This is a genomic window from uncultured Draconibacterium sp., from assembly GCF_913060805.1.
Taxonomy (GTDB): Bacteria; Bacteroidota; Bacteroidia; order Bacteroidales; family Prolixibacteraceae; genus Draconibacterium.
In genome coordinates this window covers 1-25,631 of record NZ_CAJXTC010000054.1, presented here as the reverse complement: position 1 = coordinate 25,631, position 25,631 = coordinate 1, and the positions used below count along the sequence as shown (strand labels likewise).

22 protein-coding genes are annotated in these 25,631 nt (G+C 40.5%); 8 read left to right on the top strand and 14 right to left on the bottom strand.

Annotated features, from left to right (window positions below; genetic code table 11):
- On the top strand, positions 1 to 464 hold a 464-nt coding region (locus QZ576_RS21170; protein WP_297101238.1), incomplete at its 5' end, for a M15 family metallopeptidase.
- Here QZ576_RS21170 and QZ576_RS21165 read toward each other — a convergent pair.
- Together QZ576_RS21165 and QZ576_RS21160 are read right to left on the bottom strand one after the other, a co-directional pair.
- Positions 454 to 675, bottom strand: coding sequence for a PspC domain-containing protein (locus QZ576_RS21165; protein WP_297101235.1), 222 nt, complete (start codon positions 673 to 675; stop codon positions 454 to 456). The two genes, QZ576_RS21170 and QZ576_RS21165, sit on opposite strands and share 11 nt — an antisense overlap.
- A gap of 48 nt (positions 676 to 723) precedes the next feature.
- The gene (locus QZ576_RS21160) at positions 724 to 975 is read right to left on the bottom strand and encodes a hypothetical protein (protein WP_297101232.1); all 252 of its coding nucleotides are present in this window, start codon (positions 973 to 975) and stop codon (positions 724 to 726) included.
- A 337-nt stretch (positions 976 to 1,312) separates the two neighbouring features.
- On the opposite strand from QZ576_RS21160, the gene QZ576_RS21155 reads away from it, so the two are divergent.
- The 6 genes from QZ576_RS21155 to QZ576_RS21130 all read left to right on the top strand — a co-directional run bounded on the left by QZ576_RS21155 (position 1,313) and on the right by QZ576_RS21130 (position 10,025).
- Positions 1,313 to 3,043: a sodium:alanine symporter family protein gene (locus tag QZ576_RS21155; protein WP_297101229.1), complete on the top strand. Its 1,731-nt coding sequence runs from the start codon at positions 1,313 to 1,315 to the stop codon at positions 3,041 to 3,043.
- A 102-nt stretch (positions 3,044 to 3,145) separates the two neighbouring features.
- Positions 3,146 to 4,180 (top strand): exo-alpha-sialidase, encoded by a 1,035-nt coding sequence (locus tag QZ576_RS21150; RefSeq protein ID WP_297101226.1) that lies wholly within the window; start codon positions 3,146 to 3,148, stop codon positions 4,178 to 4,180.
- 178 nt (positions 4,181 to 4,358) lie between these two features.
- Positions 4,359 to 6,851 (top strand): Smr/MutS family protein, encoded by a 2,493-nt coding sequence (locus tag QZ576_RS21145; RefSeq protein WP_297101219.1) that lies wholly within the window; start codon positions 4,359 to 4,361, stop codon positions 6,849 to 6,851.
- A gap of 41 nt (positions 6,852 to 6,892) precedes the next feature.
- A complete protein-coding gene (locus QZ576_RS21140; RefSeq protein ID WP_297101217.1) occupies positions 6,893 to 7,585 on the top strand; it encodes an HAD family hydrolase in 693 nt (230 codons plus the stop codon).
- A 143-nt stretch (positions 7,586 to 7,728) separates the two neighbouring features.
- Positions 7,729 to 8,145, top strand: coding sequence for a VOC family protein (locus QZ576_RS21135; protein ID WP_297101214.1), 417 nt, complete (start codon positions 7,729 to 7,731; stop codon positions 8,143 to 8,145).
- A gap of 26 nt (positions 8,146 to 8,171) precedes the next feature.
- Positions 8,172 to 10,025, top strand: coding sequence for a right-handed parallel beta-helix repeat-containing protein (locus tag QZ576_RS21130; RefSeq protein WP_297101211.1), 1,854 nt, complete (start codon positions 8,172 to 8,174; stop codon positions 10,023 to 10,025).
- Between the two features lie 1,344 nt (positions 10,026 to 11,369).
- On the opposite strand, the gene QZ576_RS21125 is transcribed toward QZ576_RS21130, so the two are convergent.
- The 5 genes from QZ576_RS21125 to QZ576_RS21105 all read right to left on the bottom strand — a co-directional run bounded on the left by QZ576_RS21125 (position 11,370) and on the right by QZ576_RS21105 (position 16,991).
- Positions 11,370 to 12,122 carry a TonB family protein gene (locus tag QZ576_RS21125; RefSeq protein WP_297101209.1) on the bottom strand — a complete coding sequence of 251 codons (753 nt, stop codon included), beginning with the start codon at positions 12,120 to 12,122 and terminating at the stop codon, positions 11,370 to 11,372.
- 321 nt (positions 12,123 to 12,443) lie between these two features.
- Complete coding sequence (locus QZ576_RS21120) at positions 12,444 to 12,953, bottom strand: AraC family transcriptional regulator (protein WP_297101206.1); 510 nt, start codon at positions 12,951 to 12,953, stop codon at positions 12,444 to 12,446.
- Positions 12,954 to 13,152: 199 nt separating this feature from the next.
- Positions 13,153 to 13,530, bottom strand: coding sequence for a hypothetical protein (locus tag QZ576_RS21115; RefSeq protein ID WP_297101203.1), 378 nt, complete (start codon positions 13,528 to 13,530; stop codon positions 13,153 to 13,155).
- A gap of 244 nt (positions 13,531 to 13,774) precedes the next feature.
- Positions 13,775 to 16,060 carry a beta-glucosidase BglX gene (gene bglX, locus QZ576_RS21110; RefSeq protein WP_297101200.1) on the bottom strand — a complete coding sequence of 762 codons (2,286 nt, stop codon included), beginning with the start codon at positions 16,058 to 16,060 and terminating at the stop codon, positions 13,775 to 13,777.
- A gap of 217 nt (positions 16,061 to 16,277) precedes the next feature.
- Positions 16,278 to 16,991: a ThuA domain-containing protein gene (locus QZ576_RS21105; RefSeq protein WP_297101198.1), complete on the bottom strand. Its 714-nt coding sequence runs from the start codon at positions 16,989 to 16,991 to the stop codon at positions 16,278 to 16,280.
- 190 nt (positions 16,992 to 17,181) lie between these two features.
- On the opposite strand from QZ576_RS21105, the gene QZ576_RS21100 reads away from it, so the two are divergent.
- Positions 17,182 to 18,426, top strand: coding sequence for an alpha/beta fold hydrolase (locus QZ576_RS21100; protein ID WP_297101195.1), 1,245 nt, complete (start codon positions 17,182 to 17,184; stop codon positions 18,424 to 18,426).
- Between the two features lie 199 nt (positions 18,427 to 18,625).
- Here the strand turns inward: QZ576_RS21100 and miaB are convergent, their stop codons facing one another.
- The 7 genes from miaB to QZ576_RS21065 form a co-directional block, all read right to left on the bottom strand.
- On the bottom strand, positions 18,626 to 19,966 hold the full coding sequence (gene miaB, locus QZ576_RS21095; protein WP_297101191.1) for a tRNA (N6-isopentenyl adenosine(37)-C2)-methylthiotransferase MiaB: 1,341 nt from the start codon (positions 19,964 to 19,966) through the stop codon (positions 18,626 to 18,628).
- 69 nt (positions 19,967 to 20,035) lie between these two features.
- Positions 20,036 to 20,680 carry an FAD-binding oxidoreductase gene (locus QZ576_RS21090; RefSeq protein WP_297101188.1) on the bottom strand — a complete coding sequence of 215 codons (645 nt, stop codon included), beginning with the start codon at positions 20,678 to 20,680 and terminating at the stop codon, positions 20,036 to 20,038.
- A gap of 153 nt (positions 20,681 to 20,833) precedes the next feature.
- Complete coding sequence (locus QZ576_RS21085; RefSeq protein WP_297101186.1) at positions 20,834 to 21,838, bottom strand: substrate-binding domain-containing protein; 1,005 nt, start codon at positions 21,836 to 21,838, stop codon at positions 20,834 to 20,836.
- 123 nt (positions 21,839 to 21,961) lie between these two features.
- Positions 21,962 to 22,537 (bottom strand): Maf-like protein, encoded by a 576-nt coding sequence (locus QZ576_RS21080; RefSeq protein WP_297101183.1) that lies wholly within the window; start codon positions 22,535 to 22,537, stop codon positions 21,962 to 21,964.
- Between the two features lies 1 nt (position 22,538).
- Positions 22,539 to 23,069, bottom strand: coding sequence for an HAD family hydrolase (locus QZ576_RS21075; protein ID WP_297101180.1), 531 nt, complete (start codon positions 23,067 to 23,069; stop codon positions 22,539 to 22,541).
- Positions 23,070 to 23,071: 2 nt separating this feature from the next.
- Positions 23,072 to 23,854, bottom strand: a complete 783-nt coding sequence (locus tag QZ576_RS21070) for a Rossmann-like and DUF2520 domain-containing protein (RefSeq protein WP_297101177.1) — start codon at positions 23,852 to 23,854, stop codon at positions 23,072 to 23,074.
- Entirely contained in the window at positions 23,851 to 25,458 is a 1,608-nt protein-coding gene (locus tag QZ576_RS21065) for an O-antigen ligase (protein ID WP_297101175.1), read from the bottom strand. The genes QZ576_RS21070 and QZ576_RS21065 overlap by 4 nt, the downstream gene beginning before the upstream one ends.
- Positions 25,459 to 25,631: the final 173 nt, after the last annotated feature.

Sequence of the window (25,631 nt, the reverse complement as noted above, 5' to 3'; positions counted from 1 at the left end):
TTTACAAATCGCCAAAAGCCTATGCCCGAAAACCGGTGGCGGCGGCTTTAAAGCTGGTGCAGGATTCGCTGGCATCGTTAAATCTTGGCTTAAAAATTTACGATGCTTATCGTCCGTATGCAGCAACGCTGAAATTTTATGAGGTGTATCCCGATCCTGATTTTGTAGCCAGCCCTAAAACCGGCTCCCGTCATAACCGGGGCTGTGCTGTTGATGTTTCGTTGGTGAATTTGAGCACAAACCAAGAACTTGAAATGCCCACCGCATTTGATGATTTCTCGGAAAAAGCCCATTCCGATTACACAGATCTGCCGGAAGCTGCTCTTCAGAACCGCACCCTATTAATTGGAGTTATGTCTCATTTTGGATTTTCAGTGATTAGTTCTGAATGGTGGCATTTCGATTATAACGGCTGGGAGGATTTTCCTCTAATGGATCTTTCGTTCGAAGAGCTTACGAATTAGTTTCCGGATCATAAGGATTGACAGGTTTTTCAGGCGTTACAATCCAAAAAATAATATAAACCAACAAGCCCGGAAATCCGGCAGAGAAAAGCGATAGCAGCACATAAATCAGTCGTACCAAAACCACATCTATTGAGAAGTATTCGGCAAAACCGGCCAAAACACCTCCCAATACTTTATTTTGCGAACGATATAAACGATTAGCTGCCATTGCAATTCAAGGTTTATCTCTGCGCTGAATTAAATCAGCTATTTCGTGTTACTCTTCGTCGTCTTCTGCCAGCAATTCTTCGTTTTCAAATTCCTTTTCCAAAAACTCTTCGGCTGCCTCAATGAATTCCGAAATCAATTTTTCGTCTCCCGGCTCTCCATCAATCCAGTGAATTTCCTGGTTGTTCCAAAAATCATCGATATCTGCTTCAACGATAAAACGTGGTGTTTCGGTGTGAACCACAAAAATTGTATCAGGAGTTTCCTGCGAATTGTCGGCTAATAAAAACTTTGGTAACATGATTAATTGCTTTTTAAGTTGTTTACGCGAAATTACGACAAAAAGCAATCGGTTTCCATATTGTTTAAAAAGAATTTGAAAAAGAAGTCTTTAAACATATTCAGCAATGAACCGTCCAACAAGCCACCACAAATGATGACCTTTCTCAGGATTTAATAACATTTTAAAAATAAAAACCTTCATTTTTTAGCAAATTGAACAGGTTTACTATTTTTAGCTCGATTTTTGAAACAAGCATACAATAATGCCTTCCTTTCGAAGAATAGTGTTGGGCTATACGAGTTTCAAAAATTACCTTTTGAATTAACAATTCAACGTATAAAAAAAACTGCAAATAATGAACAAGCTCAATGAGATTCTTTCGACCATCGACGGCCATATTGGAGGCTCGGAATGGTTTGTATTTTTATTACTCGGAACGGGTATCTTTTTTACCATTTATCTAAAATTTCCACAGTTCCGTTATCTAAAACACTCGCTGCGAATTGTAAGCGGAAAATTCGACAAAGAAGGCGACGAAGGTGATACTTCACACTTTCAGGCCTTAACAACAGCTTTGTCGGGAACAGTGGGAACCGGGAACATTGCCGGTGTGGCACTGGCCATTCACCTTGGTGGTCCGGCAGCACTTTTCTGGATGCTGGTAACGGCAGCACTGGGTATGACCACCAAATTTGTGGAAGTTACCCTGTCGCACAAATACCGCGACAAAGCTGACGACGGATCGATTGCCGGTGGACCGATGTACTTCATGAAAAAACGACTGAACATTCCATTAAAAAATAACAAGATTTTAAAAACCGGTACTTTGCTGGGTGGGATTTTTGCCGTTGCAACCATTCTTTCATCGTTTGGTACCGGAAACCTGCCACAGATCAACAGTATCTCTAATTCGCTGTTCGAAACATTTGGCATCAATCACATGGTAAGTGGCGGCGTTTTGGCCGTATTACTGGGGCTGGTTATTGTTGGCGGAATTAAACGTATTGCCAATGTTACATCGAGATTGGTACCATTGATGGCTATCATTTATTTTATCGGTGCGCTGGCTGTTATCACCTACAATTACGAAAATATTATACCATCTGTTGTTGCCATTTTCGGCGACGTTTTCAATGGCTCGGCGGCTGTTGGTGGCTTTTTGGGCGGAAGTATTGCTTTTGCTTTTAACCGGGGTGTTAACCGCGGATTGTTCTCGAACGAAGCAGGTCAGGGATCGGCACCAATTGCCCACGCCGCTGCACGTGCTCACGAGCCTGTTTCTGAAGGTTTGGTTGCATTGCTGGAACCATTTATCGATACCATTATCATTTGTACGCTAACCGGCTTGGTACTTTTATCGTCGGGAGTTTGGACAGAAAAACACCAAAACCTTTTCCAGGAAACCGACATTGTAGTGCTCGACGGAACCTATTCTGAAGCCAACCAAAGCGATGTAGATGAGTTGCATAACTACCTGGTTGGAAAAGCTGATTTGCCGATGTTCAACAATAGTCTTGTGGTACAAAATGGAGAGATTGTGAACCAGCCTACAATTTTACACGCCCGCTCGGTAGCTGAAGACATTCGCGTTTTTGTGGATAATCAGCCTTATTCGGGTGAAATAAAAGTTACCGATGGAAAGATTGACAGAAAACCGGACAGCCCAAATCCAAAAGGTCTGGCGCTGGAAGGAAAATCGTTAATGCACAGTGCACCGCTTACCACCATTGCCTTTACCCGAAGCTGGTTTGGCGATTACGGAAAATATATCGTGTCGATCGGATTATTGATGTTTGCCTTTTCAACAGCCATTAGCTGGTCGTACTACGGCGGCCGCGCAGTTACCTATTTATTTGGTATAAAAGGCGTTGTTTGGTACCGACTGGTTTATGTTATCGGATTCTTCCTGGCATCGTTTACCGACACTACAATTGTTTGGACACTTTCGGGAATTACCATTGCTTTGATGACGATTCCTAACCTTATCGGTTTGCTTTTCCTTTCAAAAGAAATGAAGAGCGAAGTGAAATTATTCTGGGTAGAATACGGAAAAAGATTCCCCGGCGAGAAAGTTCCAAAAGGATAGTTTTTAGAAAAACAATTTTGATTTTATAAATGGAAAAGGATGTCATCTTTCGAATAGATGACATCCTTTTTTCAATAGGAAGAAAATTACGACATTTGATTTATGAAACGATTAATTCTGGCGTTTAGCTTTATTTTAATGCTAATTACAGCTTGCCAGCAAAACAAAAGCAGCAACTTTAAACGTGTTTCCGAAAGCTACATTTCCGATACTTTGCAATACGCCCAATGCCACGCATCAACAATTATTGAAACGAAGGACGGGCTTCTGCTTTCGTTTTTTGGCGGACCTTATGAGCGGCATCCGGAGGTTAGTATTTACACTGCTGCTTTTGAAAACGGACAATGGCAAAAACCACAAAAAGTTGCCGACGGCAAAGTGGATACAACCTCGTTCCCAACCTGGAATCCGGTTTTGTTTCGGGGCGCCGAAAACCATATCGATCTTTTTTATAAAGTTGGCCCCAGCCCAAACGACTGGTGGGGAATGGTAATGCATTCAAACGATGAAGGAAAAACATGGTCGGCACCTGAAAACCTACCGGACGGAATTTTAGGTCCTATCCGGAATAAACCGATTCAACTGTCATCGAGTGCAATTCTTAGTCCATCGAGCACAGAAGAAAGCCACGAACTTTGGAAAGCACATATTGAGCGATCGACAGATGGCGGCCAAACATGGACAAAAATTGCCATTCCTTCGCCCGACTCAGTAAAAGTCATTCAACCAACTTTGCTCGTTTATCCCGATGAACGAATTCAGGCACTTTTGCGCAGCAACCAAAATGTTGTTATGGAAAGCTCGTCTCGTGACGAAGGAAAAACATGGTCGGAAGTGCAGCCCACAACAATTCCGCATCCAAATTCAGGAATTGATGCCATCACGCTAAAATCAGGGGCAAAGTTACTGGTCAATAATCCATTGCCAAGTGGCGATTCGTGGGAAGCCGGAAGAAACAAACTCGATCTTTACTATTCTACCAACGGAAAATCGTGGAAAACCATCATGCACCTGGAAGATGAGCCGGAAGGAGAATTCAGTTATCCGTGTATTATTCAAACCCGCGATGGTAATATTCATATCACCTACACTTACAACCGCAGGCAGATTAAACATGTAGTTTTGAGCGAATCATAGCCCAAAAGCAAGGTTCTGGAAGATTGACATGAATTATTGAACTAACAAATTGTTCAATTGTCAAATTGTATTCTCCTATTGTTTTCTATGTGTCTAATGTGTTTCGAAACTTAGCGTCATTGCGCCTTTGCGAGAGAAATTTGAAAACTGTATTTTTGCAGCTGATTAAGAAAAGGCTATGCAAAACATTTATCCAAATAATTTCGAGGCAAAAATTGGTTTCGACCGCATTCGCGAAATGCTTACCAACAAGTGCATCAGCACCATGGGAGACGAATGGGTGCAGGAAATGCATTTTCAAACTTCGTACGACACCATTTTGCAACAACTGAATGAGGTGAATGAATTTTGCAGAATCATTCGCGAGTTCGATAGTTTCCCGGCCACGCATTTTTACGATCTGCGCGAAGCTTTACAAAAAATCAGATTGGAAGGTCGTTTCCTCGAGCCCGAAGAATTGTTCGATTTGAAACGTTCGCTAGAATCGGTGCGAGCCATTGTCAATTTCTTTTCGAAACAGGAAGACGAAGCATTTCCGATTTTGAAACAGAAAACATCGCGCGTGCAGGTGTTCCCATATATTTACGACCGCATCGATGTGATCATCAACAAATTTGGGAAGATACGCGACAATGCATCGCCCGAGCTGGCACAAACCCGCCGCAGTATTTTAAACATGCAGTCGAGCATGTCGAAACGTTTGCACGCCATTTTAAAGCAGGCGCAAAAAGATGGCTGGGTGGAGGATGATGCTTCGGTTTCAATCCGCGACGGACGAGCCGTAATTCCTGTTGCTGCGGCCAACAAACGCAAGCTAAAAGGTATTGTTTACGACGAGTCGGCCACCGGAAAAACATCGTATGTTGAGCCGAACGAAATTGTGGAAATGAATAATGAGATCCGTGAACTGGAATATGCAGAACGCCGCGAGATCATTAAAATACTTACCAATTTTGCCAACGATATTCGTCCCTATTTGGAAGAACTGGCGTATTCGTATGACTTCCTTGGCGAAATGGATTTTATTCGCGCAAAAGCTTTGCTGGCGGTTGAGTTTGATGCCATCCGGCCCGTATTTGAAGAGGCGCCGATAATCGAATGGTACCACGCCATTCATCCGCTACTTTTAAAAACATTAAAAAAGGAGAACCGGAAGATTGTTCCGCTCGATATAAAACTCACCGACGAAAAACATATCCTGTTAATTTCAGGACCTAACGCCGGAGGTAAATCGGTGTGTTTAAAAACCACTGGATTGCTGCAATATATGCTGCAATGTGGTTTGCTTATCCCGGTGAACGAAGCCAGTAAAACAGGCGTTTTCGAACAGCTTTTTATCGATATCGGCGACGAGCAATCGATGGAAAACGATCTGAGTACTTACAGTTCGCACCTGATGAACATGAAACATTTTGTGCGCAACTGCAACGAAAAAACGCTGATACTGATTGACGAATTTGGTACCGGAACTGAACCGATGCTGGGTGGCGCCATTGCCGAGTCGATTCTGGAAAAGCTTACAGAGCTGGGTACTTTTGGCGTAATTACCACTCACTATACCAATCTGAAACACTTTGCATCGTCGGCCGAAGGAATCATAAACGGAGCCATGCTTTACGATTCGCAACACATGAATCCGCTTTTTAAACTGGATATTGGAAAACCCGGTAGTTCGTTTGCTTTTGAAATTGCCCGAAAAATTGGTTTGCCGGAAGATATTCTGGAACAGGCGACCGAAAAAGTGGGGAAAGACCACATTGATTTCGATCGTAACCTGCGGAAAATAAACCGCGACAAACGCTACTGGGAAACCAAGCGAATGAAAATCCGCAAAGTAGAAAAGATTCTCGACGACACGGCAGAAACCTACGAGTCGGAATTGCAGGAAATCCAAAAACAGCGAAAAGAGATTCTGAAAAAAGCCAAAGAAGAAGCTGATGCTTTGCTGAAAGGAGTTAACAAACGGATTGAAAACACTATTCAGGAAATTAAAAAGGCACAAGCTGATAAGGAAAAGACAAAAGAGGCCCGATCGAAACTGGGCGATCTGAAAAAGGATATCGACCGCAAAATAACGGGTAACGATTCGCAGATCTCTAAAAAAATGGAGAAACTGCGCCAACGAGAAGATAACCGGAACAAACACCGTCCCGATGAGTCGAAAAAGCCTGTTTCCAAAGAAAAGCTGGAGAAACGAATTGAAATGCGCCCCGGAGATAAGGTGCGCTTAAAAGGACAGGATACCGTTGGCGACCTCATTGAAATTAACGAGAAAAATGCTGTGGTTGCTTTCGGTCAGTTAATGACAACGATGCCAAGTAAAAACCTGGAGCGAATCAGTAACAACGAGGCAAAAAAACTGGATAAAAACCGAGGCGGCCGGGCGTCAGTTCTTACCGAAGGTTTCTCGGAACGACGCCTGAGTTTCAAACCGGAGATTGATATTCGCGGCCAGCGCGTAGAAGAAGCCATTGCCAAAATCACAGAATTTATCGACGAGGCAATTATGTTTGAGGCCGGTCAGTTGCGTATTCTGCATGGTAAAGGACACGGAATTTTAAAACAAAGTATCCGCGACTATTTGCGTTCGGAACCAATGGTTCGCAGCTACAAAGATGAGCATGTTGACTTTGGCGGTGCAGGAATTACAGTAGTGAACTTAGCTTTATAAAGCAGGCTTTTCGGATAAAGGGAAATCTGCGAGAAACAAATATGAAAGCGAACTTCAAAGTAATAGCATTTGATGCCGACGACACCCTCTGGGTTAACGAAACATTCTTTCGCGAAACGGAGGAAAAGTTTTGTGACCTGTTATCGGATTTCAGTACTTCGGATGAAACCATGGAAGTGCTTTTTGCCACTGAAATTCAAAATCTTGAAGAATACGGATACGGCACCAAAGGATTTGTGCTTTCTATGATGGAGACTGCGCTGAAAATTACCGGCAATAAAGTACCACAGCAAACTCTGGAGCAGATTATTGAACTGGGTAAAAAACAAATCAATCAGCCGGTAGAATTACTCGACGGCGTTGTTGAGACATTGGAATATTTAAAGGAAAAAGGCTACAAATTAATAGTCGCTACCAAAGGCGATTTGCTCGACCAGGAACGCAAACTTCAAAAATCGAAACTGGAAAAATATTTTCATCATGTGGAAGTGATGAGCAATAAAAAATCGGATGATTACCAAAAACTGATTAAACATTTAGAGATTTCACCGAAAGATTTCCTAATGATCGGGAACTCCTACAAATCAGACATTGAACCGGTGCTGGAATTGGGAGGTTTTGGCATTCATATTCCTTTTCATATTACCTGGCTTCACGAAAAAGCCGAAGAAGCAGAGGAACATCCCAACTGGATAAAATTGCAATCTATTAAAGACATCAAAAACATCCTGTAGCAAATTTTCGTATCCTCTCCCCTTTTCATAAAACCGCGAGAAACATCTTTCAGTATTCTTTTCGCATAAACTTTTTTTAATCTCGTTACTTTTATTGTAAAGTGAAACAACGCTGCAATTAAACTTTAAATCCTAAAAAGCAAATGAAAAAAGTAACGGGTATTGGCGGAATCTTCTTTAAAACAAAAGATCCGGAAAAGATGAAAGACTGGTATGGTAAAAATCTGGGATTGACAACAAATGAGTACGGTTCGGTTTTTGAATTCCGGAAATCGGATTCGCCGGATGAAAAAGCCTACTCGGTTTGGAGTCCGTTTAAAGATGATACCGATTATTTTCAACCGTCGGAGAAAGAGTTTATGATCAACTATCGGGTTGAAAATATTGAAAAACTGGTGGCTGAATTAAAGGATGCAGGCGTAACCATTTGCGATGAAATAGAATCGTATGAATACGGGAAATTTGTCCACATCCTCGATCCAGAAAACAACAAAATAGAACTTTGGGAACCGGTTGATGAAGTTTTCCAATCGATGTACGAAGGAAAAACCACAAAATAGTATCTTGCAAAAAAATAGCATTTTCTATGAAACCCACATTGCTCATTATACTATTTTCGTGGCTGTTTACTTTTGCTGTGCAGGCTTCGGCTTCTGAAATTCCAACCGACACAACTTACATTTTTATCAAGGATTACGGTTTATACAAAACGCGGAAGAAGAACGCCATAAAATACTTCTATAAAGCACTGGAAGATCTTAAAACAGATCAAGCCAAAGTACTTGTATTCTCCACCGGCACCTACCATTTTTATCCTGACGGCTGCAAAACCAAGGTTTATTACGAAGCAAATACTTCAAATGAAGGTCCGAAAGTTTGTGCGTTTCATTTTGAGAATATAAAAAATCTGGTGATCGACGGACGAGGAAGCCACCTGATCTTTCATCAGGAAATGCAGCCTTTTACTTTCGACAACTGCCAAAACATTACCCTAAAAAACGTGACTATTGACTGGGAACAACCTTTTATTGCTCAGGCCGAGGTTTTACGTATAAACAACCACTATATGGACATTGGCCTCGACCCGAAAGAATCGCCATACCGAATGGTGGAAGGAAAGATTTTTTTTGATGTGGGAAATGGCCAGTCGAATGAATGGAGGAATACTTTGGAGTTCGACAGAAAAGGCAGGTATATTGTACCTCACACCGGCGAGCAGCCTTGCCTGGGAGAAGATTGGGATGCGTATTTTGCCGAACCTACCATGCCCGGAATTGTGCGCCTGCATTTTGATTTTAAACGTAAGCCCCAAATTGGGAATTACCTTGTAATGCAACATGCAACGCCCACTCATGCAGGTGTTTTTATTTCTAAATCGGATAACATTACAATCGAAAACCTCAGGTTGTTTCATGCTCCCGGATCAGGAATTCTGGCACAAAACAGCAAAAACCTGGAGTTCAACCAATATCAGGCAATCCCGAACCGATCTAAAATTCTCTATTTTGGAGGCGGCTTTGACGGATTACAAATTGTGAATTGCCAGGGCAACATTCTTATTGACAATTGTACTTTCGAGGGTATTGTAAACGAACCTGTCAATGTTCATAATATCAGCGTTCAGGTTGAAGAAGTGCTGTCGGACAACCAGGTAAAATGCAGCTACCTTGATAAACAAAGTAAAATCCAAAACTGGGCACGGCCGGGCGATGTGGTTAACTTTATTGGAACCAATACTTCCAATACGGTTAAAACGATTACAGATATCGATAAAGAGCATTTTTCGCTACAATTCGAAATGCCTGTTCCTTCAAACCTGAAAGCCGGAGATATTCTTGAAAACCTCAGTTGGACACCAGACCTTACAATTAAAAACAGCAATTTTAAAAGTAGTCGGGCAAGTGGACTGGTTTTGGCAACATCTGGAAAAGTTGAAATTGAAAACAATACTTTTGAATCAAGTGGAAGTGCTATCCTTATTACCGGCAATGCAAATACGTCGCTAAAAACCGGCGCAGCAACAGACGTATCAATCTCCGGAAATAGTTTTACATCGTTGTGCAACACAAGTTCGTACCGTTACAGCGAGGCAGTTATTTCCATCTACCCCATCATTCCGGCTATAAAAGACGATACTCCAGCTTATCATCGTAATATCAGCATTCAGAACAACCAATTTAACCCTTTCGATTATCCGCTGCTCTATGCACTTTCAGTTGAAGGACTTTCGTTTAATGGAAACACCGTAACCAGAAATTACGATTTTGCCCCGTTTCATAATCGACTCTTCACTTTTAGCCTGGAATATTGTAAACAAATAGACATTACCGGTAACAACATTTCAGATGATGTGCTTGGGAAAAATATCTATTTGAAAAAGACTCCGGAAAATCAATTAAAAACGGACCTGGAGTCCATCTTCACAATTGAAAAGTTCTGATTACTGAGAGATGACTTCATAAAAGCTGATTACCGCTGTACAATAAGCGGAATCGGGTCTTTGCGTTGTTACATTTTCTCATATTGTTTTACTTTTACAACCGGACGTAACAATGAAAAAATATTAAAATACTGTTGGTGATCCATTTAATATGGTTCTACTTTTTCAGTACGCTTTTTGAAGTGGTTTGTAAATACAAAACCGTTCATGTTGATGAACGGTTTTTTTATTGGCCTATCTCCTATTTTATTTTGGTTATTCTTCTTGTTTTTAACATAACATTAAAAAAGAAGCAAAAAGAAAGGGTAGAACTTAAGGACGCTTTTTAGTGATGATTGATAATTTACAAACCCCTTTATACAGAACCAATCAAATTAGAAGTCGTTCTACCCTGTTATACAAACCCTATATTTTTATTTTCCTAATTTGTCTTACTAAAAGCAATCGATGTACCAAAAAATACTATCCCCTCATTACCTGGCACTTAACCGTGCCAAACTTTTTCGGCACGGTTTCATAATGGGACATTTTTCTCGATATTGTACTCAAAATGAATTATGCGCTGTGTAATTCTGGATCTATAAATAATCGATGTGAGTTATAAATCGAACCGATTTGAGCAAAATTTATGTATAAACCTGGCCAAAACCAAAATCACTCTCCTAATGTTTTCGATTTGAACTACCTGCATGAAATTAAAAATAGAGATATAAAACAAAAGGCAACTCAACAGTTGCCTTTTTATATTTCTTACGTCCTCGTAAGATGTAAAAGAATTGTGCCGTATTGAAATTGTTTGAGATTACCTCAAAATGGTAATAGAATAAAGCCCTGAATAAATTTTGTCTTCCCAAACAAACAAGAGATCTTAGCGATCTATTGCATTTCAAAATTACGAATTCAGAAACAGAAAACCTCGGAACTACCAGCAATTTCAGCCTATTTCAGCAAACTGCCTAAAAGTTACTCAGCATTTCTGACTTCGGGAATAAGCCAACTTACCCGTGCTTAATAATTATATTCTAAAAAATAAAAGGCTGTGATAATTGTATTTAGGATTTGACTAAAAAAAGAAAGGGCAGTTCAACAACTGCCCTTATTAATGTTAACCCCCAAACACACAATAGGTCGGAACGACCTATCACCAACAAAGAAAATAATTCTTTTTAATTTAGACAAATAAAACTATCGAATTCCACTAAAATTAAGCAATTTACCTACTGCCCTCTAAGCAATTTTAACCCAATACGTATGAGTCGTGTTCATTTCATAAAAAAATACAAAAACCCGGAATAAATATCCGGGCTTACAGTTTTCGCGCATTGATGATTTTTGATTAAACGCCTACTTGTCGGCTAACATCTCCATTAAGGCTTCATATGCTTCCAAACCTTCTGCCTGAGCAAGGAATTTACTATTCATATCAATGCTTCCAAGCTCAAATAAACGGTTCCAATCGTCGCGTGCTCCTTCACGGTTTCCTCTCTCATAACGGCAGAGTCCACGCATTAACAAAAGACTTTGATCGTGAGGCATATAAGTAATTCCTTTGGTGAAAAGCCGTTCTGCTTTTTTCGACTTTCCTTTTTCAAAGAAACACTCTGCTCCCTGAGTGAAGCAGGCCGTAGCTACTTTAAGAAATTTTTCATTGGTTAATTCGGTACTTTCCGTCAATGAAAATACAATAGATACTTCTTGTTCCATTGAAACAGGAATACCATCTTTTACTCCGGGCTTCCACATTCCATTTGTCGATTCAAGTACACGAACCAGTTCTTTGTCAATTTCCGGGCACACACCATTTACAATATCAATATTGGTTACTTTGCCCTGGGCATTAACGTTAAACTTAATAACTTCGGTACCTTCACGTCCGCAACGTTCTGCCTCTTTCGGATAGGTTATATTAGATGAAAGATATTTTTGTAAATATTTAGCATCTACATTAACCAAATCGGCATAATTAGCAATACCGGTAAAGGCAGGTGGCGAAATCTCCACTTCATCAATATCTCTGTTTAAATTTGGGGTGTCATTCTGACCTAATGCCAGCAAACAGATACATATTGCCAGCATAATAAATAATAATTTTTTCATGGCTTTCTGGTCTTTAATTAACATTAATAAATAGGTTTCTGAACACTTTTTCCTCCTTTCCTAATCAGAAACTTTTAATATTCAAGTTACACCAAAATGAAAATTATTGTCTTAAACCTATGTTGCATTCATTACACATGGTTTTAAATTGTTTAAACTATGAGCGACGATTTAAACTATGATGTATTTAGGATACAGATGTTGCTGATTTGGTAGAAATCTGACAGAACGCAAAATCGTACATTTCCTTTCATACCGATTTATGAAGAAAAAGTGGATTTTGATGTTTGAAAAAGAATTTTGGGGATATGTTTTATTCTACTATGAAAGCCAGAAAACAAGAAAAATCAAGACTACAACAAGGATTATTGCAATTACAATGAAACCAAAATAATGAGCGAATTTATCGTATAAACTTGGGCAGGGTTTTATTTTTCGTTGAACTTGGATATTTTCATTCGGAGTAGCTTTGAGATCTGTAAAGTTTTTGTGCACACCCGGTGAATGCCCAAAATAATCGTGAAAACACTTATTAAAATAGGTTGGACTTCTGAAACCGACTTTGTACGCTATTTCTGAGACAGTATTGTTATTCTCTCGTAATAATTTGCTGGCGTTAATTAAGCGTATCTCCCGAATAAAACAGCTTGCCGATTTACCGGTCAAACACTTTAATTTCCGGTGTAACTGCGATCTGCTCAGCCTCACTTCTTTGGCTAAATCACTTACACCAAAATCATCTTCCGATAAATTTTGCACCACTATTCCGCGTAGTTCAGCTAAAAACTCAGAATGTTGAGCAGTAGTATTATTTTCATGTTTTCCGAACAATGCAATCTTTGGTTAATCGTAAGCTTTTATTCCCGGCATTATGCGCAGAATGGAGATAAATCGTAATAGCATACGAAATTTTACCCAAAAAGATTTAAGCAAAAGTTATTAATATTCCTAAGAAAAGTTAATACAGTTGGAGATTGTTGTAAACGAAATGAAAAAGTTAATGGCCGTTGATAAACAGTTTAATGGAGTTTTATGCACCAATTTGCATTTCTTCCACCATTCGCTTTGCACTTTCAATTCCCGGATTCAGAACCAAATCCGTAAGGTTAAGACTATCGATGTATTCTACGGCTTCGGTATACGATTTAATATCACGTCGTACTTCTAAAATGGTAATATCAGGATCGGGATTATCTACCATTTCGTTATACACCGGTGCTCGGAATTCTGCCATTGGAACGATGATCTCGTCGTTGTAATTGTATACAAAATCGTTGTGGCGGGCAAAAACAAATTCCAGGTCCGTATTATTAAAACCGGCTTCGTAAAACCGCGCAAAACACAGATACACTTTCCCATCGGGTAAGCCGTAAAAATGCACCGGATAGTGGGTTGGAAGAAATGTCATACTGGATTTGTGGATTAACCTGCTTAAATATGTCATAACATGCAAGTTAAAGTGGTTTTATCGGACGCTAATTTAATGAAAAATATACCCGATACATAGCTTCTCTTTTTATCTAAATGTTAAAAGATGTTATATAAATATTAAATCCGGTCTCGACACACTTTCCTAAACAAAAAAACAGGCGATTCCAGTCTTATACTGAAACCGCCTGCTCTGTTCCGGCCTAAAAACGTGTTATATTTATTTACTTCAAAACAAACGAAGCTGCCATTCCTTCAGCCGAGTTTGGTCCCACCCACAGGTTGAAATCACCGGGTTCGGCTTTCCACTCTTTCGAGGCTCCATAAAACTCAAGATCTTTTGTAGTAATCTCAAACGATACCACTTTCGACTCTTTTGGCTCCAACTTAATTTTCTCAAAACCTTTCAGTTCTTTCACCGGGCGTGAAATACTTCCTACCAAATCACGAATATAAAGCTGAACGATCTCTTCACCTGCAACATCACCCGTATTTGTAATTGTGGCTTCGACTACCATTTTTCCGCCTTCGGTTAACTCATTTGTCGACAGTTTAAGATCGGAATAATTGAAAGAGGTGTAGCTTAAACCATAACCAAATGGGAAAAGCGGTTCTTTGCTCTCATCGGTGTAGTGCGACCAGAATACGTTACCTTCGCCATTTGTTGGACGCCCGGTATTAAAATGGTTGTAATACAACGGCTGCTGCCCAACTGCTCTCGGGAACGATACCGGTAATTTCCCGGCAGGATTGTAATCGCCGAAAAGTACTTCAGCAATTCCGTTTCCGGCTTCCGAACCCAGGTGCCAGCATTCCACAATCGCAGGCACATTCTCCGCCATCCAGTTAATTTCGATCGGACGTCCGTTCATAAGCACAACCACAACATTTTTATTCACTTTATACACCTCTTCCAGCAATTCCTGCTGGAAACCTTTCATCGAAATATCGGTTTGGCTGCGGCCCTCTCCCGATTGCCAGCAGTCTTCGCCTAAAGCAATAACCACTACATCCGATTTTGAGGCCAACGAACGAGCGGCTGACATTCCACTGCGGTCGGTAGTGTTAATATGTAATTCGGTGGTAAACGAGCGCAAACCTTCGGTGTAAGCAGGACCTTGAGCAAAACGAATACTTGAACTTCCGGTTACGTTTTTCATTCCCTCCAGCAACGACACTGCCGAATTGGTAATCGCTTTGGCTCTCCAGCTTCCGAGTGGCACGTCTTTGCTCTCGGCCAATTCGCCGATAACAGCAATTTTTAATCCATCCTTTTTCAGTGGTAAAAGATCATTCTCGTTTTTCAACAGAACAATACTTCTTTTTGCGGCTTCTTTAGCGGCGGCAAGGTGCTCTTCAGAACGTAATTCAGTCTTTTCACGCTCCAGATCGCAATATTTGTAAGGATCGTCGAATAATCCCAATTTGAATTTAATCGTTAAAATGCGGCGCACTGCATCGTCGATCAAAGCTTCATCAACTTTGCCTTCGTTTACCAGTGCTTCCAGGTTATTAATATAGGCGTTACCTTCCATGTCCATATCTGAACCGGCGGTAATCGCTTTATAAGCCGCTTCTTTTTTATCGGCGGCAATTCCGTGAGGCAACATTTCGCCGATCGAATTCCAGTCTGAAACCACAAAACCTTCAAATCCCCACTCACCTTTTAAAATATCACGTTGCAGGTAAGAACTGGCTGTTGCCGGAGTTTCGTTGATAGTATTAAACGCGTTCATAAATGTCGCTACGCCCGCATCAACACAAGCTTTAAACGGTGGAAAAACTATATTGTGCAATGTTGGATCGCCAATTTGTACCACATTGTAATCGCGGCCCGACTCGATAAAACCATACGCTGCGAAGTGTTTTGCACACGCTGCAATGGTTGTCTCATCCGACAGATCGTCTCCCTGAAAACCTTTTACACGGGCATATGCCATTTTAGCTCCCAGGTACGGATCTTCACCCGATCCTTCCATAAAACGTCCCCAGCGGGCGTCGCGGGCAATGTCAACCATTGGTGCAAATGTCCAGTGTAAACCAACTGCAGAAGCTTCAATTGCTGCAACACGCGATGATTTTTTTGCCAGTTCAGGTTCCCAACTTGCGGCTTCGGCCAATGGTATCGGGAACATGGTTTCGTAACCATGAATCACGTCGTAGGCAAGAATAAGCGGAATCCCCAAACGGCTGCTGTCAACTGCCCAGGCTTGAATTTTACGGGTTGCGTTTGCCCCGGTAACATTCAACATTGAGCCAACTTTCCCCTCTTTTATCATGTTGTAAAGCGCCATCGAATCAACACCTTCAGGTGCAGGCCCTGTCAATTCCCAACGCGAAGAATATTGGTTTAACTGACCGATCTTTTCAATCAGCGTCATTTTCGATAGTAAAGCCTCAACTTTTGCGTCGACGGCTGAATCTTTTTCAGAAGTTTGAACAGGACCGCTCTTTTGGCAAGCCACTGCAATTACACTCAATAGAAGTAGTGAAATAATTAGTTTTTGCATCGGATGAAATAAATTAATTACTTATTGTATATTTTACAGTTTGAAGCAAATATAGAATAAAAAATTTCTGAAACCCTAAGCAACAAAGCAAATTATGTGAATTTGAAGCTGATTTTTATTGCTTCAAAATAAGGTCTATTACCGATCGAAATTTTTATTAATCGATCGGGTAACACAAGAACAAGATAAAAGCGGGGATTTAATCTGTAAAAGGAGTTTATTTATTGTAAGTATTCAGGTACTGAATGGCCTGTAGCAAAAGCTTTTGGTACTCTTCAGTTTCGTAGGTTCGTTTATCATGGCCCGACTGAATATACACTATCGTTGAAGCGTTAAAGCGGTTCTCCCATGCCACATAATCAGCACTTTTCGGATGCCGGGTTCGCAGTAATGGTTTCACATTGTCGGAGATTCGGATATTATCATAAACCTCGTCGAAAAAACGCAACTCCCTAAAACCGGCGGTAACGGGCGTGTAGTTTTCAATCGAGCAATATACCCACACATCATGTTCGTATTCCGACCATTCATCTTCAGGGATATTTTTGTTCTCTTCGACATAACGACCTCCAATAAGTTCCTCGAATGCCGGCCAGTTTTGATAAGAAGCAAGTGCATGATGCAAAAACAAAAATGGTTTCCCTTGTTTCGTAAGACGGGTATAAGCCGCTTTTTGCTCAGCTGTGATCGAATTCCACATATCGTAAAAAACAAGCACATCATAATCGTCTGCAACGCCGCTTGCAATTGCTTTGTTGGCATCGGGTTGCGCAAAGTGTTCATAATCGATTTCCTGTATCCGGTCGAACAGCTGAAAGAACTGGAGCGTATCGTAACTATGCCCTCCCGTAACCAACATTACTTTTATGGGTTGTGCAAAAACCACACTTGCAAACAGGCTGAAAACAACTAGAAGTAAAGGTTTCTTCATTGTTATGTTTTTAAGGTTGAAACTAAAATCCGATGTTTCAGTTTCCCGAAAATAAGAAAATCATCGGTAACATTCCACCGCAAAAATGTATTGTTGTTAACATCATAAATGCATAATTAGCTGAATTAAAGTTTTACAGGTATAAAAAATACCCTATTTTTGGTTTAATCAATTCAGAAAACACATTACCATGAACAAAAAACTATTTCAATTTCTATTGTACTTTTCACTTGTCGCCGTTGCTTTTGTGTCGTGCGATGATGGAATGGACGATGTTGAAACACCCGTTACCGGGAACGAATACCTGGTTGACGCAGATTTACAGTTTTCAATTCCGAAAACAATTATTGATTTTACCATTGCTGCAGCGAGTTTGGAATACCCTGAACTGTCGGAATTTGGCGATCTGGTAAATTCAGGGGTTGACGTTTATAAAATAACCTACAAAACGACTTTCGATGGAAATCCGGTACTTGCATCAGGTGTAGTTGCTATTCCCGATGTAGTAGATGGTACCTATCCGGTTTTAAGCTACCAGAACGGTACCAACACGGAACATAGTAAAGCTCCAAGTGTTGATTCAGAAAACCAGCTTTTCAAAATACTGGAAATGATGGGATCAACCGGTTTTATTATATCGCTGCCTGATTACCTTGGTTTTGGTGAAGCCGACGATATGTTTCACCCGTACCTGCACCGCGAGTCAACTGTTCAAACCGTTACTGACATGCTGGAAGCAGTGCGCGAATTTATCGACGACGAAGATGGGATTTCGCTTAGCAACGATCTGTACCTGGCCGGTTACTCGCAAGGTGGATGGGCTACTATGCAGGTTCAGCAGGCTATTGAAGCCGATCCCGGTTTTGAGTATAATTTAAGGGCAAGTGCCTGCAGTGCGGGGCCATACAACCTGGTAACACTTAACGAATATGTAGTTGGTTTGGATGATTATCCGCAGCCGTATTTCCTGGCGTATATTTTTAACAGCTACCTGAACCTCGGGCTTGAAACACCTATAAATACTGTTTTTCAGGAACCGTATGCCGATAAAATTGAACCGATGTTTGACGGCCAGACTTCGGGAGCCGATTTAAACGCAGAGCTAACCACAACAATTGCCGACTTATTCACACCTGAATATCTTGCCGGGTGGAATACCGAAGCAGCTTATCTCCCGGTTCTTGATATGCTGGACGACAATAGTGTTCCGGCTTTTCTTCCAACAGTTCCAACAACACTATTTTACGGAACAGCCGATACTTATGTGCCGCCAATTGTGAGCGAAGAAAAGTATGATGAATTTATTGCCGCCGGTGCATCCTCCGATTTAGTTCAGAAAGTTCCGCTTGAAGGGCTCGACCACACAGGGGGAATTCTTCCTGCAGGAGTGGCATCGATACTTTGGTTTCTGCAAATGGAAAACGGTGCGATGTAGGAAAGAATTTGAAAAACTGTAAGATTTCCTCAAAAGATATTATCAGACCTTTAGTTTTTACTAAGGGTCTTTTTTGTGTTAGTTATTTACCTAGTTTTCTTGTTCTGTAAAACACAAAAATTTGGATCAATAAGGCAAAAAAAAGATTCCATCTCTCAAAAAGATGGAATCTTTATAATATATATTTTATATTCTTTTTTTAGCAGCTGGCGGCAACTTCAACCAACTCGCCTTCCAGTGAAAAATCGGATGCCGAAGTAATCTTAATATCGGCAAATTGACCGATCATAGATTTATCAGCGCAGGCAAAACGAATGGTCAACTTGCCTTCAGTATACGATGTGAGGAAACCTTCTTTGCGATCTTCGCCACGTACGAGTACGCGCGTTGTTTGTCCTACCAAACTTTCGTTGTATGGCAGGTTATGTTTACGCAAATCTTCGGTCAACTGATGTAGGCGACGTTTCTTTTCGTCTAACGGCACATCATCCACCCAACGGTGGCTGGTTGCTCCCGGACGCGGCGAGTAAATTGCCGTGTATGACATGTTAAATTTAAACTCGTCGAATGCCTTGCGTGTATTTTCAAACTGCTCGTCTGTTTCGCCAGTAAATCCAACGATAACATCGGTAAACAAAGTTGCCTGCGGAATAATCCTGCGGATGGTCTCCACAATATGACGATACTTTTCCATGTTGTGCTTGCGATTCATACGCATCAGCACTTTATCGTCGCCACTTTGCATAGGCAGGTGAATCTGTTTTCCCAAAACAGGATATTCGGCAATCACCTCAATTACTTCGTCGGTCATATCGCGCGGGTGTGGCGAAGTAAAGTACAGCCAAAATTCTTTATTCATGCGTTTTCCTAATTCACCTATCTCACGCAACAATTGTGGGAAAGTGAGCTCCTCTCCTTTTTTATCCAGTCCGTAAGAATTTACATTCTGCCCCAGTAGTGTAATCGATTTATATCCTTGTGCCACCAACAATGCCACTTCAGTAATAATATCTTTTGATGGGCGCGAAACCTCACGACCACGCGTATAAGGAACAGCACAGTAGGTACAGAATTTATCACAACCGTTCTGGATTGGAATAAACGCCTCGAAATTCGATTGGTAATGTGGCTGCACATTCCAGAAATCCTCGATATTCTCGTTATGCGGATCAATACCTACATTCAAATGTGTAGGTGTTGTAATTCCGTAACTGCTGATCATTTTGGGCAGCTCGGGCAGATCTTTCATCTGGAAAGTAATATCAAAAAGTTTCAGAAACTTCTCATGATCGTCGGGCAAAATACAGCCCGAAATAAAAGTAACCAAGTTTTTGTTGTTCTTCCACTTATTCCATTTATGAATACGTGAATACACTTTATCGATGGCTTTCTGACGCACCGAGCACGCCAAAATACCAATCACTCCTGCCTCCTCCTCGTTGTCGGTCCACTGGTATCCGGTTTCTTCAAGTACCGAGATCACCCGCTCGCTATCCGACATATTCATCTGACACCCTAAGGTTACTACGTGATATTTCATTCTTTATAGCTTGAAGACTGAAGCACGAAGTTTGAAGATTCTTGCTGCAGTCTAACTTTTCTTTATTTATTAAAAGTATACTTCGGTATAAATGTTCGATGTCGGGATTCCTTTTTCCGATAAAATATCGAACACTTCGTATATCATTTCGCTGTTTCCACAAAGAAAACAGTTTGTATTTTCATCTATTGTCTCGGTCTTTAAATATTCGGTTACCCTTCCGTGAAAGTCTCCCCCTTTTTCACCTGAAGCGCACAAAGTTACCCTTTCTTTATTAAAATCGGTATGATCGTAGGCTTCTTCTGTTTTGCGAACTCCGTGTACCATTTTGTAATTCAGTTGCGGGTGCGTTTTCACAAAACCATGAAACGGGCTGATTCCTGTCCCGGTTGCGATAAATAAAAATTGCTGCACCTGGAAACTGTGTGGATCGAACTTAAAAAATCCAAACGGACCATCCACATCAACCCAATCGCCGGCTTTCAGCTTTTTTAATTTCGACGACACTTTTCCGCCATCCACTTCGCGAACCAAAACTTCCAGATAATCGTCGTTCTCTCCACTATAAATAGAGTATTCACGTCGATCAACTGCCCCTTTTGTTCCAAGCAATACAAACTGCCCCGTTTGGAACTCCATCCCATTTCGCTCGAACCGAATTACAAAAGTTGAATCGGTTAAATGCCTGACCTGTGTTACTTTATGCTTCTTCAATTATTAAGACCTGTTCTAAATAAATCGGTGCAAAAGTATAAATAATTGGCAAATCTTCAAGGTTTTAGCGGTTTACATTATTCATTCGTAAAAAAGCACAACAAAAAAGGGATCCTACTAGCAGAATCCCTTTACAAATAATCCTCCTTCACACTAATTGTATACCTCTTCCTCTCTTTGGTATCCCTCTGAAATAACGGTTAACTGAAGGTTCTCCTTGTTCACGATCATTCCGGTGTGGAAAACCGTAGGCACCAACATTTCTCCGTTACTAACTGTCTGATATGTTTTTTCCCCATTTTCTCCTCGTGCCAGTTTGATGGCTAAATCGGCGGCAGTGGCAGCCAGCTTTTCGTATGGTTTATAAACGGTACAGGTTTGATGGCCTGCCACAATTTCGCGTAAGTTACGCAAGTCGGCATCCATTCCTGCTACCAGAATCTGGTCCTCTTTACCGGCTTCTTTCATCGCCCTTATCACTCCCATTGCCAGTTCGTCGTTTCCGGCAATAATTGCATCCACATCAGGATGTTCTTTTAATAACTTTGTGGCATGTTCATACCCTTCGTTTTCTTCCCAGGCATTGGTAAATTCGTTGTACACAATTTCAATGTCGCCCCGGTCAACCAAAGGCTGCAGCACATTTCGCTGGCCTAAATAGAGCAATTGGCTGTTATTGTCGCTAATTGCCCCGCCAATTAATGCATATTTTCCGGTGGGTTTTATGGTGGTTAAATAAGAAGCCTGCAGTGCACCAATTTCTACGTTATCAGTGGAAACATAAAAATCGAGTTTACAATTTTTAATCAAGCGGTCGTACGAAATAACTTTCACATTTTTCGCATGGGCAGCATTTACAATATCAGCAGCAGCAAACTGATCGACAGGTACAACTACTAACACGTCAACACCGTTGGCGAGCAGTTCTTTTGCCTGAGCCAATTGTTTATCGGCATCATTCTCGGCATCCATAACTTTTACGGTCCCTCCAAGTTCCTGGACATCTTCTACAAAATAGTCCCGGTCGTTTTCCCACCGCTCTTTATCAAAAGCATGGATTAAAAATCCTACTTCAACAGGCTCGTCTTTGGTATCGCAACCAGTAAAGCAAAGTCCGGATAGAAAAACTAAGATGAGTAATGTTATCCTGTAATTCATATTATTGAATTTAATTAAGTTTCTATTCAATTTACGAATTATCAGGTGATAGGTTAACCCTGAATTTATTTAAATCTGTTGTTTTATAACATTCGAGATTATGAAACCTTTTAAAGGGGGGATTTAAAATTTTTGAATTTCCTCGTATAATTTTTGAAGCGGAAGTCCCATTACATTGTAAAATGATCCTTCGATGTGGGAAATTCCGATGGCTCCGATCCACTCCTGAATGCCATACGCACCGGCCTTATCAAATGGTTTGTAATGGGTAATATAATAATCGATTTCGGTATTGGTAAGCTGTTTAAACTGTACGTTAGTCAACGATGAAAATACCACTGATTTTTTAGTGGAACTGAGACAAACACCCGTAATTACCTCGTGCATTTTTCCACTTAAAGCCGATAGCATTTCATAAGCATGATCGTAATCTTCCGGTTTTTCCAACACTTTTCCGTTCAGAACAACGATGGTATCCGCCGTTATCAGCAAATCGTTATTGTTTAGTTCATTGGAAAACGCCTTAGCTTTTTTTTCAGCCAGGTAGCCCGGAATTTGATCAGGAGAAAGCTCTGCCGGATAATTTTCATCCACATCTTTGGTCTTCACCTGAAAACCAATTCCCAACGATTTTAACAGCTCTTGCCTGCGTGGCGATTTCGATGCCAGTATGAAATTATATTTGGGTATCCAGTTCATTTTAAAATGCTCTTGAATTTAGCATTTCGGGAGTAAACCATTTGTGCTGTGCTTTTAATGCCTGCTCAATTACATCGCGCACACAGCCTTCGCCACCTTTTTTATCCGAAATATATTTCGAGATATCTTTAATATCGCTTACCGCATCTTTGGGGCAGGTTGGCAAACCCACTGCTTGCATAACCCGGTAATCCACCAGGTCGTCCCCCATAAAAAGCACATCTTCGGGTGATACTTTCACCTTTTCAAGAAAGTCGTTTAAGCAGGCCACCTTATCTCGGGCTTTATCGTAAAAATGCTCCACACCCAATTTCTCGTAACGCAAACGCACTCGTTCAATATATCCTCCTGTGATAATCGCAATTGGGTAACCGGCTTTTATCGCACTTCTTATGGCAAAACCATCTTTAACGTTAGCTGTTCGTATCGGATCGCCATCTTCGTTAAGCGGCGAAACGTCTTGCGACAATACGCCATCAACATCAAATACGAAAGCTTTTACGCGGGTAAGTTCTTCTTTAAAAAACGACATTCTTATTGTTTTTCCTGATGATGCTCAAAAATACTCTTTGAAATTGAATTGTACAATTCCTGTAGATCGGGCATTTCTTTTAATTGACTAAGGTGTGAGTTTATAATGTTTTCATCGAAACGTATTGCAGGACCAGTTTGTGCGTCTTTCGGATGTAATTCCTGCACCTTTTGGGCAGTTTCCATAATTAGTGGTCGTAAAATCTCAAATGGCAATTCTTTACTTTCCAAATATTTGGCAGCCATTGCGTAACAATGATTAGCAAAGTTACACGCAAATACTGCAGCGATGTGTAGGCTCTTTCTTTTTTCGGAATCGAGAACAGTTACCGATTCTGAAACTTCATTTGCTATTTCTTCCAGAATATGCAAATTCTCTTCTGAACTTGCTTCAACAAAAATCGGAATCTTCTTAAAATCTACTTTTCTGCTTTTCGAGAAAGTTTGCATCGGGTAGAAAACTCCATAGTTTTTAGCGAATTCACTCAAAACCTTCATTGGTAAACTTCCGGAACAATGCACCAGTAATTTCGCTCCAAAATTAATTTCGCTCAACACTTCATCGACTGCTGAATCTTTTAACGCCACAAAATAAATATCCGCTTCTTCAGTGATTGACTCCTTTGAAATAGTATAATTAGTTTCCAAACTGTCGGCCAATTGTTTTGCCGACTTTTCAGTACGACTGTATATCTGGACAATTTCGTGCCCGCACTTTTTTAGTTCTGTAGCAAGATGAGTTGCTACATTTCCGGCGCCGATAAAAGCTATTTTATATTTTCTCATTTGAGCTTTTCTTGAAAGGTAAAGTTTTTAATTCGATCGGGCGAATGCCACAAAAACAAACTGTAGAAAAAGCAAAAGAAAGAAAGCCCCATATGCGTTTCAAGGTTTGCATCGCCTAAATTGGCAATTCCAATAAATACCAATAAGATCCATAACAGCAGATTCTTTTCCTGGCCTTCTTTAAATACAGGAATTAAAAGCATACACATAATGAGTACGAATCCAATTACCCCAAATTTTACCATGTAATTCAAGTACTGATTATGCGATGACCTTTGATTTTCCTCTTTTAGTTTTGAGCCCAGTTTATCGTATGCTTTTGCATATTCGGCCTTCCAGTTTCCGGTTCCAATTCCTAACCAAAAATTTGATTTTATGATTACGACAGAAGCTTTTACAAACTCAATACGTTGCGATAACGATTGTCCATTGGGATTTCCACTGGCTTTATATCGGTCGTATTCCCAAATCGTCTCATAAATTCGTGGATATAGTGAGAAACGTTTTTCTGCATAAATGTAATTAGCAATGCCCTGCTCGATGTTTTTAATATCTGCCTCGGTCAATTGACTTACACCGGCACTATCTTTTCTCAATCCCCTGCTTGTAAGATATCGCACCAGCGTAGACCGGTTACTAAAACCATGATTGTTTAATGAGTCGTATTTATATTCACTCCTTTTGTTCCATTCCTTACGCAGCTCTTCTGCGCAAATATAACTTTGCACCCAACGTCCGTTTTCTTTTTCCTCTGAATCAAAATTAAAAGTATACGGATTTCCTAAAGCTGTATATTTATCTACTTTTTGCGGATCCAGCTTTTCAATATTATAAAAATCATCCCAAACTGATTTTGTATAGAGTAGAGGTAGCGCTACCAAAATGGCAAGTACAACAACGAGTAAATAGTTGATTTTTCGTTTTACAGCAAACAGATAGTACAGACCTAAAAAACATGTAGTACCCAGAAATGCGATAATTCCGGTTATCGATTTTAGAAGAAACAGAAATAACACCAACCACACAGCCATTATTAGAAATGGGACAATAGTCTTAAAGCTGTCATTTTCCTTTACCCGGTTTATAACGAGAAAGACGCAACAAAATATTGCCAATGCTACCTGGTATGAATACCGAATGTGCGAAATGAGTGAAATTTCTCTGAAATCGGTAATATTAAATACTGATTTAAATATAAAGCGTATGGCAGCTATTATTGCAACGACAGTAACAGCGATACTGAATACCGTTATTATTTTATAGAAGCGTTTTTCTGACAAACGCGGAGAGAGTACTATTCCTAGTGGAATTACCACCCAGAAAGCGACCTTTTTTAGCTCGTACATTGATAATGCAAAATCCCTTGTGTGAAGTATTCCCAAAAGATACACTCCAAATATTCCAAGAATATAGAATACGGATTTATTGTTGGTTAAAGACTTCTTTATATTGTTGAGAGGTTGAAATAATAGTGATTGTAAAAATAGAATTGCAGCAGCAATGCTAACAAAGGCTTCGGAAAAAGGCAATACAATAACAAATAGCAGCAGGCTATAGTAAAAGCTTTTTTCGCGTAATTCGGCAGTGTTGTTTTTCAGACTCATTTAGCCAGGTTGCAATTCAATTTATTAAACGGCACAGAATTAATAATATTTACTGATAACCACAATTTTTTACAATAAAAAAGCCCGTGCTCTATTGAACACGGGCTTGGTTTAAATTGGCAGCGACCTACTCTCCCACTTTTACGCAGTACCATCGGCGCTGACGGGCTTAA

Bases quoted from the DNA above. Each gene is read 5' to 3' on its own strand.
- QZ576_RS21075 (WP_297101180.1), bottom strand. From the start codon at position 23,069: ATGTCGTTTTTTAAAGAAGAACTTACCCGCGTAAAAGCTTTCGTATTT.
- QZ576_RS21135 (WP_297101214.1), top strand. From the start codon at position 7,729: ATGAAAAAAGTAACGGGTATTGGCGGAATCTTCTTTAAAACAAAAGAT.
- bglX (WP_297101200.1), bottom strand. From the start codon at position 16,060: ATGCAAAAACTAATTATTTCACTACTTCTATTGAGTGTAATTGCAGTG.
- QZ576_RS21150 (WP_297101226.1), top strand. From the start codon at position 3,146: ATGAAACGATTAATTCTGGCGTTTAGCTTTATTTTAATGCTAATTACA.
- QZ576_RS21165 (WP_297101235.1), bottom strand. From the start codon at position 675: ATGGCAGCTAATCGTTTATATCGTTCGCAAAATAAAGTATTGGGAGGT.
- QZ576_RS21155 (WP_297101229.1), top strand. From the start codon at position 1,313: ATGAACAAGCTCAATGAGATTCTTTCGACCATCGACGGCCATATTGGA.
- QZ576_RS21130 (WP_297101211.1), top strand. From the start codon at position 8,172: ATGAAACCCACATTGCTCATTATACTATTTTCGTGGCTGTTTACTTTT.
- QZ576_RS21100 (WP_297101195.1), top strand. From the start codon at position 17,182: ATGAACAAAAAACTATTTCAATTTCTATTGTACTTTTCACTTGTCGCC.
- QZ576_RS21065 (WP_297101175.1), bottom strand. From the start codon at position 25,458: ATGAGTCTGAAAAACAACACTGCCGAATTACGCGAAAAAAGCTTTTAC.
- QZ576_RS21115 (WP_297101203.1), bottom strand. From the start codon at position 13,530: ATGACATTTCTTCCAACCCACTATCCGGTGCATTTTTACGGCTTACCC.
- QZ576_RS21160 (WP_297101232.1), bottom strand. From the start codon at position 975: ATGTTACCAAAGTTTTTATTAGCCGACAATTCGCAGGAAACTCCTGAT.
- QZ576_RS21105 (WP_297101198.1), bottom strand. From the start codon at position 16,991: ATGAAGAAACCTTTACTTCTAGTTGTTTTCAGCCTGTTTGCAAGTGTG.
- QZ576_RS21085 (WP_297101186.1), bottom strand. From the start codon at position 21,838: ATGAATTACAGGATAACATTACTCATCTTAGTTTTTCTATCCGGACTT.
- miaB (WP_297101191.1), bottom strand. From the start codon at position 19,966: ATGAAATATCACGTAGTAACCTTAGGGTGTCAGATGAATATGTCGGAT.
- QZ576_RS21070 (WP_297101177.1), bottom strand. From the start codon at position 23,854: ATGAGAAAATATAAAATAGCTTTTATCGGCGCCGGAAATGTAGCAACT.
- QZ576_RS21145 (WP_297101219.1), top strand. From the start codon at position 4,359: ATGCAAAACATTTATCCAAATAATTTCGAGGCAAAAATTGGTTTCGAC.
- QZ576_RS21080 (WP_297101183.1), bottom strand. From the start codon at position 22,537: ATGAACTGGATACCCAAATATAATTTCATACTGGCATCGAAATCGCCA.
- QZ576_RS21140 (WP_297101217.1), top strand. From the start codon at position 6,893: ATGAAAGCGAACTTCAAAGTAATAGCATTTGATGCCGACGACACCCTC.
- QZ576_RS21125 (WP_297101209.1), bottom strand. From the start codon at position 12,122: ATGAAAAAATTATTATTTATTATGCTGGCAATATGTATCTGTTTGCTG.